Below are 16,526 nucleotides of genomic sequence, written 5' to 3' on the forward strand. Positions count from 1 at the left end.
TCAATATTCCCTCACTTTTCTAAATCGTAATTATTACACTTTGTAAGTATAAAACAGCTTCTTTCAAAATGCAAGATAAAAAAAGTAGAAACTGTTAAATAACAGCTTCTACTTTTAGTTAATTAAATTTCAATTGTTTTTTTTCTAAAAAGTTTTGGAGCATCATAGCAATAATAGTAAAGAAAATTGGCCCAACCATCAAGAAGAATACCGTTTGATAATCTCCTTTAACTAGTGGTTGAATAACTGTAAATACTATGCTTAAAAAGATACTAGTCACTACACTAAAACTTGCCCAATAATAACTTTTTTTACTTTTTAAAACACTAAAAGAAGTATGATCAGTCTTACCTCTTTTAAAAGCAGGGAAAGAGAGCGCTACTAATAGGTAAGGTAACGACCGTGAAATATTAGTCATTAATGTTAGTTGATTATACAAATCATTAATATGTTCGCCTCCAAATGAAACTAATAAAATAAAGCCTGAAACACAAATACATTGAATCCACATAGCATTGTGATAAATTCGGTGACTGTTGCGTTGACGAACCTTAGGTGACCAATAACCAGTGGGCGTCCCACTAAGTAAACTTTTCAATGGTACATAAATAATTGATGATAATAGACCAATATAGACAAAAAATAAAGCAAAGCCAGTATAACGAACTAGTAAATGTGCCATAAATTCAGCCTTGGCCACAGGTAAGCCTGCGGCTAAAGAAACTTGATAGCCTAAATTTTCCATCAAAACGTACATTGCATTACCTAGATGAATCCCCTCACCTGACAAAACAGATTGCCAATGAACACTACTTCCCCATAACATAATCCCTAATAAGTAGTTACAAACAATTAAAAGCGTACCAATTAAGAGAGCTACTGGAAAACGACGTTTCGCATTTTTTACTTGATCTACCATACTTGCAACGGTATCAAGACCACCGAAAGCTGTAATACCAAAGGTAAAGAACGCTAAATTACCTAAAATACCACTATAATTAGGATTAGGTGAAGAAACAAAAGCAACCCCATTTCTTAAGGGTTCAGCTAACACACCGCCATTTTTAATGAGTAAAAAACCATTTCCCACTACAGCAATTGCAAATAAAGTTAACACTAATGTCCCACCAAGTAACATCATCCTGGTTACTTGCTTGAACCCTAAATTAACTAATTTAGTCACAACAATCACAGCTAAAACTGCCATAATCCCCACAATTTGACGATTTGAAAGGCCCATAAAGTGCCAGTCACTTTTAGTTTGATCTTGCCCAAAAATAAAAATAGAAAAAGGAATCCATAATTTCATAAAAACGCTAGTCATCCATAAAATATAGCTACTGTACCATAAGAAGGTTGCAATGAAAGCTGGACGTTCAGATAATGACGATTTTAGCCATGTATAAAGGCCACCTTCTTGATCCTTATAAGTTGATGATAATTCCGACACAATAAATGTATACGGAATAAAAAACACCAATGCTGCAATAATATACCATGGTATCGCCGCATAGCCCATTAAGAAGAAGGCATTTGACATGGCTGAAAACGAATAAACGGTTGTAGTAATCATTAAAATCAATCTAAATTGTGACAATGAAACTTCCTTACTATCTAACATACTCTATCTCTCTTTTCTTATATAAGTTCAATTCTTTTATTGTCTATCACTTTATAAGTCCCCTGAGGAATGTCGATATCCCAAAACTCTTGATCTTTTTCAACTAATTGACATATAAGTCTTAAAACCCCTAGATGACTGACGATTAGAATATTGGTTTCTGGCTCTTCTCTGAGACTCCTATAAATATCCCTAAATACTTTTTCTACACGTTCCTTAAATTGGACAAAAGATTCGGCTTGTGGCGGTGTAATAGTAAAAGGCTGTTCTAACCAAGCTGCCCATTCTTTAGGAAAAGTTGCTTCAATCTCGTCAGCAGATAATCCTTCCCACAGACCAAACCCTTTTTCTCCTAACTCCCGCATCATTATAAAATCAGTTGCCGATTTTTGCGTCACTAATTCTGCCATTTCAATGGTTCGCTTCAAATGACTCGTGTAAATTTTTGAAAATGTTATTTTGTTCAATTGTTCCTGTAAAGATTGACCCTGCACTATCCCTTGCTCATTTAATGAGATATCCAATTCACCATAAAACTTACGCTCGCGATTTAAATTAGTTTCACCATGCCTGATTAGATAAATCATGTCAAAAATCCTCTTGTAGCAAAATAAATTGCTAAAAAGACGACTTGACTGATACAGCCATACGCTCCTAACGTATCACCATTTAGACCAGCTACTTTCTGATAAACCATTCTTTTATATAGTAAACCTACTAAAAATACCCCTAAGTATCCTAACAAGCCTGCCAAACCAAAGAATACGTATAAAATAACTATTGAAAATAATTGGGCTCCCAAAACGCATACGGTGGGTACATTTAAAAATGTGGTACCTAAACCTTGAGTTGATCCCGCATATTTCATTTTATAAAATAATAAAGAAATACCAGTTTTACCGATCAAACTAAAACTAATAACTAGAAGTACTCCTAGTTTTGGGGTTATAATTTGGGCAAACGATTGGACAATTAATAACAACGTTCCATAATAAAAAATTAAAGCTAAGACCCCATTACTACCAATGCGGCTATCTTTCATGATTTCTAACATACGTTCCTTTTTACGTGAAGAAAATAGCCCATCAGCCATATCAGCCAAAGCATCCAAATGAAAACCGCCGGTAATCATTGCATCTACTAATAAAATGATAAAAAATGCAAGTGGGACTGGAAATAAAAAACTTAAACCATAATAAATAAGGGCTTCTAGCCCCCCAATTAAAAAGCCAAATAAGGTAAACCAGTGAATACCATGGCGCATTTTTTCAATAGGTTCATCAATCCCAATTGGGATGGGAATTCTTGTGAAAAATTGGGTGTATAAGATAAGGGCTTTAATCATTTTATTTTTTGAGGAAGACCGCTTATAACAAAATAAACAGCATCCGCCTCCTTTGCTAAATATTGATTGACACGTCCTAAAATATCACGGAACAATCGGCCGAATTTGTTCATAGGAACCAGCCCTAAACCAATTTCATTGGTCACAATGAAACAGTTCTCTGCCCGACTATTCTTCAACTCTGCAATAATTTTTTTCCACTCCACCATAATTTCTTTTTCCAATTTATTCACATCTGTCATTGACATTTTTTCGATAAACTCATCATATTCTGTTGGAGATAAGTCAAATGTTTTTCCTAATAAGTAGAAAAAATAATTGGTTGTAAATAACGTTGCACAATCAAATAAATAACTGCACGTTTCTTTTTGGTGTTCCTTGAAAAAAGTAGGTAAATTTAAATAGCCTTCATGAGTCTGCCATTGACTAGGTCTTTGTAAACGGTGATGATGAATTCTATCTTGCATTTCCTGATCATTTGGATCTGATATCCCTGTTGCAATATAATATACCAATTCTTTTTCTATTAGCTGAGATTCTGCATAACGAGACTTCCCACTCCTAGCTCCTCCTGTTACGACGGTTAATTGTCCCATCATCTCTCCTCCTTAACATAGCCTATAAACTTTAACCCTAACTTTAGTTGCTCAATTTGTTCTTGCTTAGTTGATGAAACACCTATTACTAAAACGGTCGCCGGTCCGGCTGATTTTTTTAACTCTAAAGTATCAGACTGCTCCTCTGCCAATTCAAAAGTCAATTGGCTAGATTTCGCAAGTTCTTCAGCTTCATGTAAGATACCTTTAGAACCAACTGGTAAGATTTCTAAAATACCGGGTACTTCCAATAAATTAGCCAATTCAGCATAAGAAAAAATCATATCACGATGAGCTACAACCTCTTTTCCAACAAAAGGTTGCCCAACATAATACACTGCGTCACCTGCTTTTAAACAACCAATACGTTTTTGATTCGCAAGTACTTTTCCTATAACAGTAATTCCTAAACTAGACATCACTGTTGGCATATTTTCTTCCGTACTACCATTTATTGGTAGGTTACTTAGACCTGCACGGGTCAACTCCTCTTTAATTCCCTCGAGCATTTTCTTACCTGTCGTATCATACTCATTTCCTATGACATCAATTACTGCAATTGGTTGAGCTCCAATCGCTAATACTTCTAATAAAGGAACTCTCAAACAAAAGGCGGCAGTAATCGCTGGTGAGGTTTTCACACAATCGCCTTTTTTCTCTCCAATCGCTGCACTGCTATCACAAGCAATTACTAACTCTTCCTTACCGTCCAACGGTATGATCGTCAAATCACGGTACTGTGTCATGATCATCACTCCTAATTTCCTTTAATAATTTCTTTTATCAAGGCTTTCATTGTACACTCTCTAGCTTCATACGTCACTTCACAATCCACGGATTGAATTGCTTTAGTCGTAATTGGACCAATTGAAGCAAATTTTAAAGGTAGGTTAGTTGTTTGATAACAGTCATAAAAATGATGCCAGGCAGAGGGACTACAAAAAATCACCGTAGCATCACTAGGTCTAGTATTTAGCCAAGCAGTTAACTCTTCTCTTGCATTTTCTGTAAAAACATTGTCATATAAAGTAAAGGCATCAATCCTATGACCAGCTTTTCTTAACTCAGTTTGAACCAATTGTCTTGATAACCTACTTTGCGGAAACAAGACATATTGGGCTGTTATTTGCTGCTCTAGCCATTCTGCTACAAAATATTCCGAGGTAAAAATATCTGGATAATAAGCTCTCTGTTGATCATTTTTTCGTAAAGCTTCATAAGTTTTCTCACCGATGACAGCTAACTTAGCAGTCATCGGAATTTCATCAAATGCTTCATAAAAGAAATTTACAGCAGCCGCACTTGTTAAAAAAATCCAGTCATAAGTAATTTTTCGAGGTAGATCTTTGGGTAAATTTGGTAACAAACTTAAGGAAATTAAGGGAATATCACTAATTCTAAAACCCAAAGATAACAACTCACGTTTCATGTTGGACGAAAGAGGCTGTTGGCGTGTGAAAAGTAATTCTCTAACCATTTATTTCGCGGAATTTTTTGATTAATTCCTTCGCACCTTGTTTATTAAATAACTCTGCGGTGGTCTCTCCTAATTGGTTAGGATTTTCATTTTGGACGGTCTCTTTTAAAATAATCGAACCATCCCCATTACTTAACAGTCCTGTTAGAGTCAATTTCCCTTCTATTAACTCACTATAAGCCCCAATTGGAAAAGTACAACTTCCATCCATTTGGCTTAGAAAAACACGCTCAGCACTCACACATTTTCTAGTCTCTGGACAGTCAATAGCTTTTAATAATTCAATAACATCTTGGCGGTCACTGCGACATTCAATTCCTAAAGCACCTTGTCCGACAGCTGGGACGCACAGGTCTTTTGTAAGACGGATCCCTGTCACTTTATCTTGCCACCCAAGACGATTAAGACCCGCCTCAGCTAAAATAATGGCATCATAGTCTTCTTCATGTAATTTACGATAACGAGAATCAATATTACCACGAATATTTTTCAACTGCAGATCTGGTCGCCAAGCAAGTAACTGTGCCCCTCTTCTTACACTACTTGTTCCAATAATGCTATTTAGCGGTAGCTCATCTAAACTAGCTAAAGGTTCTTTCGAAATTAATAAATCCCATGGACTATTACGTTTCGGAATAGCAGCCAGTGTCACCTCAGGTGGTAAGTATGAGGGCACATCTTTCATACTATGAACAGCAAAATCAATTTCTCCTGCTAGAATGGCCGCCTCAATTTGTTTCATAAAGACACCCTTGCCACCAATTTCTGATAGATGAACATCAACTAAACGATCGCCTTTTGTTACAATTCCTTTAATTTCAATCTCAATATCTGGAAATTTTTCTTGAATCAAGGCTACAGTTTGTTTGGTTTGTGTCATTGCTAATTGACTTTTTCTCGAGCCAACAATATATTTTTTCTTCAAATCGCCACTTCTTTCTACATGCGTCATTGACATGAACTTAGTCTTACTTTGCCAAATATTGCATTAATTTTTCTTTTATTTTCTTACTTAGACTTGGATTTTTACCGTAAGTCGAAATACCAAGTAAATAATCTTCTGTTTTAATGGTTGCCATATTAAAAAAGTTGGAGTTTCTTTGATTGCTCGTATCATTCACTAATTGTCCCTTTTGACAAGCAGCTACAACTTTTTGATTCACTTCTTGATCGTCTGTACAAGCAAACACTAACCAAAAGCCATGAACTATTTTTTCGTCAAATACTCCCTTAATCCAAGTAAAAACAGTTGGATCTAACCCTTCAGCCAGGCTTGGACTAACAACTGTTACCTCAGCACCATTTTCTAATAATTCTTGAATTTTTCGTTTCGCAATCCTACCACCACCAACCACTAAAACTGGTTGATTTTTGATAGCTAGCATGACCGGATAAGCTGCTACCATCTTACACATCACTTCTTTTACTTCTGAAGATTTTAGGGCTGTTTGTATACAATACTTCATCACCTGCTTCTCGTAAATTCGCTACTCGAGCGATGACAAATAAATAATCTGATAAACGATTAATATACACTAAAACCTGTGGGTTAATATCTTCGCTCTGGGACATTAAAGTCACAATTCGTCTTTCTGCCCGTCTAGCTACTGTACGAGCAATATGTAACTGTGCCGCCAAAGGTGTTCCCCCTGGTATAATAAAATGTTCAATTTTAGGGGTTTCCTTTAAATGACTATCAATTAATTTTTCTAAATGAACGACTGCTTCTTGCTTTAGCTTAAAAGGGCGATGAAAATCTGGTACAGCCAAATCACTGCCACAATCAAAAATTTCTTGTTGAATCAGTAGCACTTCTTGCTTTATTTCCCACTCATCAGGTATCAGAGTTAACGCTTGACCAACAATGGCACATAATTCGTCAATTGTCCCATAGCTTTCTACTCTAATGTCATCTTTTTTAAGTCTTTTACCACTCACAATTCGAGTATAACCCGTGTCACCATATTTTGTATAAATACGCATTACGAATCCTTTCCATACTTAGCCATTTCAGCATAAACAAACTCTAAATCTAGATTGTCACGCATAGCTTGAGCTAACTTAGTATATTCACGATCTTTTTGAGTTTCTAATGATTCGGTATTGCCAACTATTTCAGTCAATCCCTTGTTTACCCGTAAACGATTTAACAATTCACGAGACCAACTGATATTATCAAATATCCCATGAAGATATGTTCCAACAATGCTATTATCTTCTGATACAACACCATCATAACGCTCAGTTTCTTGGCCATTTTCTCGTGTGATTTTAGCAAAGCTAGCTAATTTCCCACTTTTATCTCGGGTTTCACCCATGTGAATTTCGTAACCTTTGACTAAGTGTTTACTGACGTTTGCTTCGACTTGAGTTGTTACTTTTTCTTCTAAAAAAGTAGTCTCAAGAGGTAATAAACTAAGACCTGGAACAGACATACTCCCTTCGCTTAAAACCTCTCCTAATAATTGATACCCACCACAAATACCAACAATTTGCGAACCGCGAGCATGACAATCATTAATCGCTTTGGCTAAGCCACTTTCTTTAAGATAGACAGCATCTTCAACTGTATTTTTCGTCCCTGGAATCACTAGTAAGTCTGGTTGCTTTAGGTCACTTAATTTTTTAACATAGCGTAATGACACATCTGGCTGTTGTTCTAAACTACGCATATCAGTGAAATTGGACATTCTAGGCAAACTAATCACGGCAATATCTAATTCTTTACTTTCATCAAACTGAGTTTGCTTTGTCGATAATACAACACTATCTTCCTCATCAATATCTAGGGAAAGATATGGCATAACCCCAATTATAGGGACACCCGTTAACTCTTCAATCATCTCTAAACCTGACTCTAATAATTTTTTGTCGCCTCTAAATTTATTAATCACAACACCTATCACACGTCTCTTATCTTCTGGTTTCATTAAGGCTAATGTGCCATAAATACTAGCAAAAACGCCACCTTTATCAATATCAGCGACTAAAATAACTGGCGCATCAACTAATTTTGCCATCCCCATATTAACAATATCACGATCATTGAGATTTATCTCAGCGGGGCTACCTGCTCCTTCTATTACAATTCGATCGTTTTCTTGTCTTAGTTCATCGTAAACTGACTTAATTTGAGGCAATAAGGTTAACTTATAATCATGATATTCTAATACGTTCATATCTTTTAATACTTTTCCTAAAAAAACCACTTGTGACTGTTGATCAGTAGATGGTTTCAATAAAACTGGATTCATGCGAACATCTGGGGCAATCCCTGCTGCTTCTGCTTGGAAAACTTGGGCGCGTCCCATCTCATCCCCAGTTGCTGTTATATATGAATTTAACGCCATATTTTGAGATTTAAAAGGGACTACATCATAACCATCTTCCTTAAAGACTCGACATAATCCAGCTGCTAAGACACTTTTACCAGCATCTGAAGCTGTCCCTTGTACCATAATTGCCTGCGCTTTGTTCATTACTACCTCACCCTCTCATTCTTTTTTGTTTTGTTGTGAAAAAAATGATTGTTCATTTTCAAATAATGGCAAGTTGAACTGCTGATGAATTTTAACAAGCCATGGTTGCTCTAAATTTGCTTGTAGTAATAGTTCACGATCAATAAAGGCTGTCTCCTTAGTTCCTTGAGTTAGTAATTTCCCATCGGCTAATAAATAAAAATAATCACAACAATCATAAACCAGATCCATGTCATGACTAGAAATGATAATGTTTTTTCCTTGCTTAGCCAAGCGATTAATAACTGACATCATCAAACGTCTACCTTCAGGATCTAAACCGGCAGTTGGCTCATCTAATAACAACCATTTGCTCTCCAAAGCTAAGGCGCCTGCAATGGCTACTCTTTTTTTTTGTCCATAACTGAGATATTGAACCGGTTTTTCTTTAAGGTGGCTAATCCCTAATTCTAATAAAACTTTATCAACTCGATGTGTTATCTCCGCTTCTTCATACCCTAAATTTCTTAAAGCAAAAGCCACATCATCTTTGACAATTGAATAAAAAATCTGTTGATCTGGATTTTGAAATACTAGAGAAACTTCTTGTCGATAAATATACAAATCCTTTTTTTTATAAGAGAGAGGTTTACCTTGATAAGCAATCATTCCTTTTTGTGGCTTTAATAATCCCATTAATGATAGAAATAAGGTCGATTTACCTGAACCATTGGCACCTAATAAACCATAAACATGACCTTCCTTAAACTCTAACGTTAAATCTTTTAAAATTGTTTGACCTTCTTGATAAGAATAGGCTACTTTTTTTACCTCTAACATCTCAGCTTACCTCCCTATTGGAAATTCTCCATCATAAAATTTAATTTCTAAGGCAACCGACATTTGCTGAAACTGTTCTAACATTTGAATCACTAACAAACGACCTAATTGTGCCATACTTAAATAACTGGTTTTTAAATTATGGTAACCAAAACGTAGTTGCTGACTTTTATAAATCATATGTGTTACCTCTAAAAAGATAAAAATAAACCGATACATTAACATTGTAATTTCAATAAAAAAATCTGGTAAATGTAGCTTACTCATCACTTGAATAATCTGTTGAAAAGGAACTGTGAAAATAAAAAAATAAGTGCAAACTAAACAACTAAGAGAACGAATACACAGTTGATAAGCCATTGCTAGACTAGCTGGTGTCACACCTATATAATAATGACCTACAAGAATAGCATGACTAAAACTAACCGGATTTTTAGATCCGGTTAGCATGATTGTCACTAAGCTAATTAATAAAAAAGGAAGTGGGACAAGGAACCATTTAAAGTAACGCTTAAAAGATAAACGTGCCACATACATTGTTAAACTACCTACAAATAACATCATTCCCAATTGAATCGCAGGAAAACTGAGTAAACAAATTAACAACAAAATTAAATAAAAAAATGATTTCTTACACGGACTTACTTTTAACAATCTATTTTGATAAGCAATTTGATCAATGATCAACATTTTTTTCTTTCCCTTTACCTTTGTAATACCCAATTGCATAGGCAATAATTCCTACTCCAATGCTACCTTGCAAGGTGAATAATAGACTCTCAATCTCACCACTTTTAGGTTCATAGATTGGCTCAAACCAAGGTTCATAATCAGGACGTAGCTCAGTAATTAATGTTTCAGCCGCATCATCTGATCCACCATACTCTCCAGTTGAATTAAAAACAAAGGCACTAATCATTAAAATAACAACAATTGCAATCAACGTTAAATTCTTTTTCATTAGTTAGTTCCCCCTTTTAATTGAGCATGTGGCATATATTCAGCGATTAAATTATACATAACAACAGTCAATAGGCCTTCTGCTATAGCAATCGGGATTTGAGTCAAACAAAAAATCCCCATAAATTTAACGATCGTTCCAAAAACACCTAAGCCCGCATCTGGAAAAACAACACCTAATTGAATAGAAGTTGTTAGATAGGTAGCTAAATCTGCTAAAGCTGCACATAAAAAGATTGAAACAGATTGACTTAAATTAACTTTACGCGCTAATTTATAAATACCATATCCGACAAAAGGTCCAACAACTGCCATTGAAAATGCATTTGCTCCTAATGTTGATAAACCACCATGTGCTAACAATAAAGCTTGGAATAATAGACAAATAGTACCAAGTACACTAATAACAGATGGACCAAAGAATAAGGTACCAATCCCAACACCCGTTGGGTGAGAAGTTGATCCTGTCACTGATGGTAATTTTAAAGCGGATAAAATAAAAATAAAGGCACCTGATAGAGCTAATAACATTTTACTTTCAGGGTTCTTTTGAACAATTTTACGCATATTAAGTAAACCGTAAATAAAGAAAGGAATAAAGACTGCAAACCAAAAGGCACACCAAGCAGGAGGTAAAAATCCTTCCATAATATGCATAGCATTTGCTTGTTCTGGTTCACCAACTGTTAAGAAATATAAGAGTAAACCTGCGGTTCCTGTTACTTTCAATTTAGTACTTTTCGTCATTTTGAATCACTCCTTATTTAATTTAGTTAACAACTTTAAAACTGGCGATTTTTATAAACAATCATCGTTGAAAAATAAGATAATTTATCAGTCTCTTTAAGATTCTTAATCGTCATTTGACGGACTTCTTTAGCTTGTGAAGCATGACTAATTAGAATAGTCTGCTCTAACAAATTAGCTTCTCTTAAAATAGGTAAGACTTTTGGTAGATGGTTGGCAACTTTCATTAGAACGACTGTATCATTTTGCAAAATGCCATTTTTAATTTCTTCAGCAGATACTGTGGCTGGAATTACCGCAAATTTTTCTTCATCAATACATAATGGTAATTGAACTTGCGAGGCCATACTAATAAAGGAAGCGATGCCTGGAACGGTCTCGGTTTCAATATCATCATCTAAAAGATCTAGTAAGTAACTATAAGTGCTATAAACCATTGGATCCCCTAAGGTAATAAAAGCCACATCTTGCCCACTGCGAACATCAGCTGAAATTTCCTTAGCAATGGTTTGCCAACTGATCATTTTTTCTTCCCAATCATTCGTCATAGGAAAATGACGTTGCTTAATTTCTAACTCTGGATTCAAAAATGGTTCAACAATCGATAAAGCTAAGCTCTTACTAGCTTTTTTTGCTTCGGGTGTATATAAAACAGACATTTTTTTTAGTAAATTTGCCCCCTTGACTGTCATTAAATCACTGTCTCCTGGACCGGTACCAATCCCATAAAATTTTGCCATTTTTTTAGGCCTCTTTCGTCATGATTTCTTGAAGATGAGATAAATAAATATCTTGAATTTTTGGGCTTTCACCTAACCCCACTAAATGTGGTTCTACTACAAATCCTGCTCTAATTAATTGAGATTTCCATGAATCTTCCTCGTCAGATGCCATGTCTTTAGTGGCATGATCACCTGCTACTAACATAAAGGGATACAGATGTAAGTGCGTTTTACCTTGCGCTTTTAATTCAGCAATTGTCCCCTCTAAATGAGGATAACTTTCAACACAACAAATTTGGACAGGTTCTTCTTTCATCATATGATCTAGACAAGCATACGTTGCAAATGATGGGTGTTCTGAACCATGAGCCATTAAAACCATTGCTTCATGTTCTTTTAAAGGGGCTGTCAACTCTTTTAATGCTACGATTACTTTTTCATAATCACGGTGATACGTTAATAATGGACGGCTAATTTCAAATTTTTCAAAATCATTTTTAAAAGCACTAGCCTGTTTTAAAATTTTATGATATTCACTACCAGTAATCACATGTAAAGGTTGAACAATCACTTCTTCATAGCCTTCACTTTTTAGTTTTTTCAAGGCTTGTGTAGTCGTATTAATGCTAAGTCCTTCTTGTTTTTTAATCCGACCAATTACCATGTTAGACGTAAAAGCACGATGCATATCATACTCTGGATAAACCTGCGCAATGCGTGTTTCACATGCCTCAATTGTTTTTTTTCGTGTTTCCGGATAAGTTGTGCCAAAACTGACAACTAAAATTGCTTTCTTCATAATAATACCTCCTGAATTTTATTAATAATAGCATCAAAACTAGGCTCACTAGTTTGATACACCATTAGTCCCTGTTCTTTTAAAACACTAGCTGTTTGTTCGCCCATTGTAATGATAGGTAAGTTTTCTAACTCACTTAATTGATAGTAATGTAGTAAATCTTCCGCCGCTTGAGAATGAGGCAAACAAATAGCTGATACTTCTGTTAGTTCAGCTTTAATTCGCTGATCATATACGCGTATATGCGTTTTTATAAGAGGTATATTAGCCTGTTCACTTATTTTTTCTTCACGATCTGAACCAAAAATAATCATCTCATTAGTTAGCCTTAACTCTGATAAACTCAACCCACTTTGTTTTAATTGAATGCCTGATTGTGCCAAAGCTTGACACGTATGGTGTCCGACACCACTAATCCCTTGAGGTAGATTTCTAATATCATTCCCTTTGTCGTACCACTTTTTAATAAAGGCCGACCAACTTTTAGCATCTGTAAATACTAATTCTTTATCGGAAATCTTTGGTAATTCCCACTGAGTCTCTACTCTTTGAGCACTAGGATAAGTCACAACTGATGCACCCTCATCTGTCAAACGATGGGCCAAACGTTGGTGAGCGGTCATTGGCATCAATAGTTGTTTTCCAAATAAAGAACGGGATTCAAATACATTTAATGTATCACGTAACGTAATGACCTCACCTACAACAATTAAACTAGGAGAAGTAATCTTAGCTTCCGCTACTTTTTGACAAATATTGGTCAAATCGCCTACGACTGTTTGTTGCTTGCTTCTTGTTGCCCAGTGGACTAAAGCAATTGGTGTTGACTCGGCTTTACCATTAGCCTGAAGTTCTTGAGAGATGGTTGCTAGTTCTGAAACTCCCATTAGAAAAACTAAGGTCCCTGAAAGTTTGGCAATGACAGGCCAATCAATATCTAGTCCTTCTTTCCCTCGATGAGCGGTAATAACATGGAATGAACCTGCTACATAACGATGAGTAATCGGGATACCTGCATAGGCAAGTCCACCAATAGCTGAAGTAATACCAGGTACCACTTCAAATGAAATACCTTGCTCTAATAAGGCAGCTCCTTCTTCACCACCACGTCCAAAGACATAGGGGTCACCCCCTTTTAACCGAACAATTTTTTGATTTTTCTGAGCCTTTTCAATTAAAATATCTGCAATTTGATCTTGAGGAACGGGATGATACTGAGGCTCTTTTCCGACATAGATTAATTCACAATTTGGATTAACTAAACTCAACAATTCACGATTAACTAATCTGTCGTATACTACAACATCCGCTTCTTTCAAACGTCTTTGACCTTTTACAGTCAATAACTCACAATCTCCTGGCCCTGCTCCTACTAACGAAATCATTCCTGTCATTTATGCCACTCCTTTACTAACCAATCTGACACGTCTTCTGGGTCGTGAATAACGTGTGGATAATCTACTTTTGGTCGTTGAATCATGATACAAGGAATACCTAGTTGCCTACAGGCTTCACTTTTTTCTAAAATACCACCGGTTGTACCACTTTCTTTTGTTATTAAGACACTTGCTTCTGCATTTTTCAATAAGGCAACATTCAACTCCGTTGAAAACGGACCTCTTAGTGCTTCGATATGATCGGAATTAAGCCCTAAAGCTGACAATTCTTTAATGACACTCACCACAGGTAAGACACGGGTCTTAATTCGCTCCAAAGGCAGTTGAGCAACATACTCTGCCATTGTTTTACTTCCAACCGTAAGATAGATTTTACCCGTTGTCTTTAAAGCCAATTCGCACGCTTCTTGGCTAGTTGCCACATGCGTAACGCCAGACATTTCTTGACATGTATCTCGTTCATATCTCAAATAAGGAATACTTGAGATAGCACTAGCTGCAATAGCATTTTCTGAAACCAAATTGGCAAATGGGTGAGTACCATCAATAATTAACGTTATCTTACGTTCTTTGATAAACTTAATCATCTGTTCTTGATCCATCCGACCTTGATAAACACTATCAGTATATTTTTTTGTCACACTCACACCATAGTCAGTTGCAACAGAAACAATAAATGGTTTTTCTAACTTAGTTAATTGGTGAGCAATTTTTTCAGCATCTGATGTCCCACCTAATAACAAAATCATAAACTATAACCTCGTGGTGTTATCATCTTACCTTTAGCTAAATAGGTTTCTTTATTACCAACAATCACAATCGTTGTCATATCAACTAATTCTTCGTCTAATTCATTAATGGTTGTTACAATAGCTTGTTCTTTCTTACGCCCTACATCTTTAGCAATTCCAACCAAAGTCTCTGTCGATTTATATTCAGAAATAATGCTTAAGGCTTTAGCAAGATTATCGGGTCTTCCTTTACTACGAGGATTATACAAACAAATAACGAAATCAGAACTAGCTGCTGCATGTAGACGTTTTTCAATTACTTCCCAGGGTGTTAACAAATCACTTAGACTAATATGACAGAAGTCGTGCATGATTGGCGCACCTAATAAAGCAGCTCCCCCAATACTAGCCGTCACACCTGGAATCACTTTAACTTCTAAATCTTTTTCATGGTTACCAACTAACTCTAAAATTAAACCAGCCATACCATAAATTCCTGCATCACCACTTGAAATAACGCCTACTGTTTTCCCTGTTAAAGCTATTTCGATCGCTTTTTCACAACGATCAATTTCACGTTTCATTCCAGTTGAGACTACTTCTTGATCTGTTAACATTTCTTTAATAATACGAACATATGTCGTATAACCCACGATAACATCACATTTTTCAATCGCTTCTACTGCCTCGTAAGACATCATCTCTTTAGAACCTGGTCCTAATCCAATTACATATAACATATTAGTCAATTCCTCCATTATTATCTTTTTTAGCTAATACAATCGTGACACCTTGGTAACTATAGCGCTCCGTCAGTACTTGCCCATTACTAGCATAATGAGCACTAGAACTGGCGACATTTCCTATTCCAACTTGTTTTTTTACGAAATCAGAACTTGGATAATACGTGGAGGCTTCTTTTAAAACATCTTTTGAATAAGTTTCAAACGGACAAGCTAATTGGTCTGCTAAAGCAATTAGCCCCTTTTCATTCTTTTTAACGTCAATACTCACAATCTTAGAAATACTTAAAGGAGATAAATCGTATAACTCACAAAAATTAGCAAATGCTTGTGCCACTATTTCTTTAGCAATATCTTTACGACTACCCATTCCTAATAAATAGTGTTTAGGTACAACTTGAACAGTTGGAATAGTCAGTGTTTTAAAACAACTCGGTTCTTTGTTAGTTGAAACAACAATTAAACCATCTAATTTTTCTGGAATCTCTACTAAGCTATCCAAGACAGTCAATCCTCTAAGGTCCTTGATATAGGGATTTTCTTGATAAAAACCTACTGTCCCATGAGCAGCTAATAAAGAATTAAAAATCAGTGTTTTTTCTCTGAAGTTTTCGTAACTAGCTTTACTAGATTTGGCAATCAAATCTAAAGCAGTCACATTTTGAGTATCTGTCGCGGTTGTGATAACTGGGATTGCCCCAAGCGCCTCAGCTAACTCCCGTGTTAAATCATTTCCGCCACCAATATGACCCGACAATAAGCTGATGACACATTGTGCTTTTTCATCTAGAACCAAGACAGCGGGGTCATAACGCTTATCCTCAACAACTGCCGCTAAACTACGAACCACGATGCCTGTTGCCATAATACAGATCAAGTAATCGTAATCAACAAATAGTTGTTGAAGCGATTCTTTGAAACTCGCCTTAGGTAAAAGTTTTTCTGACACACGTTTCTTTCTTTTAGCTGTGACATAGCTGTCAGCTCCTTGAAACAATGTCTCGATACACTCAGCTTGCTGACGCCCAGCTTCTGTCAGTGAAACAATTGCTACTGATTCGTAAACAAGTTGTTTATCCTTTTGAACCAT

At 35.8% G+C, this 16,526-nt stretch carries 20 protein-coding genes; all 20 read right to left on the minus strand.

Going from position 1 to position 16,526, the window contains the following annotated elements:
- Nucleotides 1–118: 118 nt before the first annotated feature.
- The 20 genes from yjeM to OL234_RS07035 are packed head-to-tail and all read right to left on the minus strand — an operon-like array spanning nt 119 to nt 16,526.
- Nucleotides 119–1,621, minus strand: coding sequence for a glutamate/gamma-aminobutyrate family transporter YjeM (yjeM, locus tag OL234_RS06940; protein ID WP_275468521.1), 1,503 nt, complete (start codon nt 1,619–1,621; stop codon nt 119–121).
- 17 nt (nt 1,622–1,638) lie between these two features.
- Entirely contained in the window at nt 1,639–2,208 is a 570-nt protein-coding gene (locus OL234_RS06945; protein WP_275468522.1) for a histidine phosphatase family protein, read from the minus strand.
- Nucleotides 2,205–2,966 (minus strand): adenosylcobinamide-GDP ribazoletransferase, encoded by a 762-nt coding sequence (gene cobS / locus OL234_RS06950; protein WP_275468523.1) that lies wholly within the window; start codon nt 2,964–2,966, stop codon nt 2,205–2,207. Before cobS ends, OL234_RS06945 begins: the two co-directional genes overlap by 4 nt.
- The gene (gene cobU / locus OL234_RS06955) at nt 2,963–3,562 is read right to left on the minus strand and encodes a bifunctional adenosylcobinamide kinase/adenosylcobinamide-phosphate guanylyltransferase (RefSeq protein ID WP_275468524.1); all 600 of its coding nucleotides are present in this window, start codon (nt 3,560–3,562) and stop codon (nt 2,963–2,965) included. The genes cobS and cobU overlap by 4 nt, the downstream gene beginning before the upstream one ends.
- Nucleotides 3,562–4,308: a hypothetical protein gene (locus OL234_RS06960; RefSeq protein WP_275468525.1), complete on the minus strand. Its 747-nt coding sequence runs from the start codon at nt 4,306–4,308 to the stop codon at nt 3,562–3,564. The genes cobU and OL234_RS06960 overlap by 1 nt, the downstream gene beginning before the upstream one ends.
- A gap of 11 nt (nt 4,309–4,319) precedes the next feature.
- Nucleotides 4,320–5,039, minus strand: a complete 720-nt coding sequence (locus OL234_RS06965; RefSeq protein ID WP_275468526.1) for a uroporphyrinogen-III synthase — start codon at nt 5,037–5,039, stop codon at nt 4,320–4,322.
- A complete protein-coding gene (gene hemC / locus OL234_RS06970; protein ID WP_275468527.1) occupies nt 5,032–5,997 on the minus strand; it encodes a hydroxymethylbilane synthase in 966 nt (321 codons plus the stop codon). Before hemC ends, OL234_RS06965 begins: the two co-directional genes overlap by 8 nt.
- Before the next feature lie 10 nt (nt 5,998–6,007).
- Entirely contained in the window at nt 6,008–6,454 is a 447-nt protein-coding gene (locus OL234_RS06975; RefSeq protein WP_275468528.1) for a precorrin-2 dehydrogenase/sirohydrochlorin ferrochelatase family protein, read from the minus strand.
- Nucleotides 6,447–7,022 carry a cob(I)yrinic acid a,c-diamide adenosyltransferase gene (locus OL234_RS06980; RefSeq protein ID WP_275468529.1) on the minus strand — a complete coding sequence of 192 codons (576 nt, stop codon included), beginning with the start codon at nt 7,020–7,022 and terminating at the stop codon, nt 6,447–6,449. Before OL234_RS06980 ends, OL234_RS06975 begins: the two co-directional genes overlap by 8 nt.
- On the minus strand, nt 7,022–8,518 hold the full coding sequence (locus tag OL234_RS06985; protein WP_275468530.1) for a cobyric acid synthase: 1,497 nt from the start codon (nt 8,516–8,518) through the stop codon (nt 7,022–7,024). The genes OL234_RS06980 and OL234_RS06985 overlap by 1 nt, the downstream gene beginning before the upstream one ends.
- 15 nt (nt 8,519–8,533) lie before the next feature.
- On the minus strand, nt 8,534–9,337 hold the full coding sequence (locus OL234_RS06990) for an energy-coupling factor ABC transporter ATP-binding protein (protein ID WP_275468531.1): 804 nt from the start codon (nt 9,335–9,337) through the stop codon (nt 8,534–8,536).
- 6 nt (nt 9,338–9,343) lie between these two features.
- Entirely contained in the window at nt 9,344–10,027 is a 684-nt protein-coding gene (cbiQ, locus tag OL234_RS06995; RefSeq protein WP_275468532.1) for a cobalt ECF transporter T component CbiQ, read from the minus strand.
- Nucleotides 10,014–10,298 (minus strand): energy-coupling factor ABC transporter substrate-binding protein, encoded by a 285-nt coding sequence (locus OL234_RS07000; protein WP_275468533.1) that lies wholly within the window; start codon nt 10,296–10,298, stop codon nt 10,014–10,016. The genes cbiQ and OL234_RS07000 overlap by 14 nt, the downstream gene beginning before the upstream one ends.
- The gene (locus tag OL234_RS07005) at nt 10,298–11,044 is read right to left on the minus strand and encodes an energy-coupling factor ABC transporter permease (protein WP_437184419.1); all 747 of its coding nucleotides are present in this window, start codon (nt 11,042–11,044) and stop codon (nt 10,298–10,300) included. Before OL234_RS07005 ends, OL234_RS07000 begins: the two co-directional genes overlap by 1 nt.
- A gap of 35 nt (nt 11,045–11,079) precedes the next feature.
- Nucleotides 11,080–11,784 carry a cobalt-factor II C(20)-methyltransferase gene (locus OL234_RS07010; protein WP_275468534.1) on the minus strand — a complete coding sequence of 235 codons (705 nt, stop codon included), beginning with the start codon at nt 11,782–11,784 and terminating at the stop codon, nt 11,080–11,082.
- Between the two features lie 4 nt (nt 11,785–11,788).
- The gene (locus OL234_RS07015; RefSeq protein ID WP_275468535.1) at nt 11,789–12,565 is read right to left on the minus strand and encodes a sirohydrochlorin cobaltochelatase; all 777 of its coding nucleotides are present in this window, start codon (nt 12,563–12,565) and stop codon (nt 11,789–11,791) included.
- On the minus strand, nt 12,562–13,959 hold the full coding sequence (cobA, locus tag OL234_RS07020) for a uroporphyrinogen-III C-methyltransferase (protein ID WP_275468536.1): 1,398 nt from the start codon (nt 13,957–13,959) through the stop codon (nt 12,562–12,564). The genes OL234_RS07015 and cobA overlap by 4 nt, the downstream gene beginning before the upstream one ends.
- A complete protein-coding gene (gene cobK / locus OL234_RS07025; RefSeq protein ID WP_275468537.1) occupies nt 13,956–14,711 on the minus strand; it encodes a precorrin-6A reductase in 756 nt (251 codons plus the stop codon). Before cobK ends, cobA begins: the two co-directional genes overlap by 4 nt.
- Nucleotides 14,708–15,433 carry a precorrin-3B C(17)-methyltransferase gene (gene cobJ / locus OL234_RS07030; RefSeq protein WP_275468538.1) on the minus strand — a complete coding sequence of 242 codons (726 nt, stop codon included), beginning with the start codon at nt 15,431–15,433 and terminating at the stop codon, nt 14,708–14,710. The genes cobK and cobJ overlap by 4 nt, the downstream gene beginning before the upstream one ends.
- 1 nt (nt 15,434) lies before the next feature.
- Nucleotides 15,435–16,526 carry a cobalt-precorrin 5A hydrolase gene (locus OL234_RS07035; RefSeq protein WP_275468539.1) on the minus strand — a complete coding sequence of 364 codons (1,092 nt, stop codon included), beginning with the start codon at nt 16,524–16,526 and terminating at the stop codon, nt 15,435–15,437.

This window comes from Vagococcus intermedius (genome assembly GCF_029144185.1).
GTDB lineage: Bacteria > Bacillota > Bacilli > Lactobacillales > Vagococcaceae > Vagococcus_D > Vagococcus_D intermedius.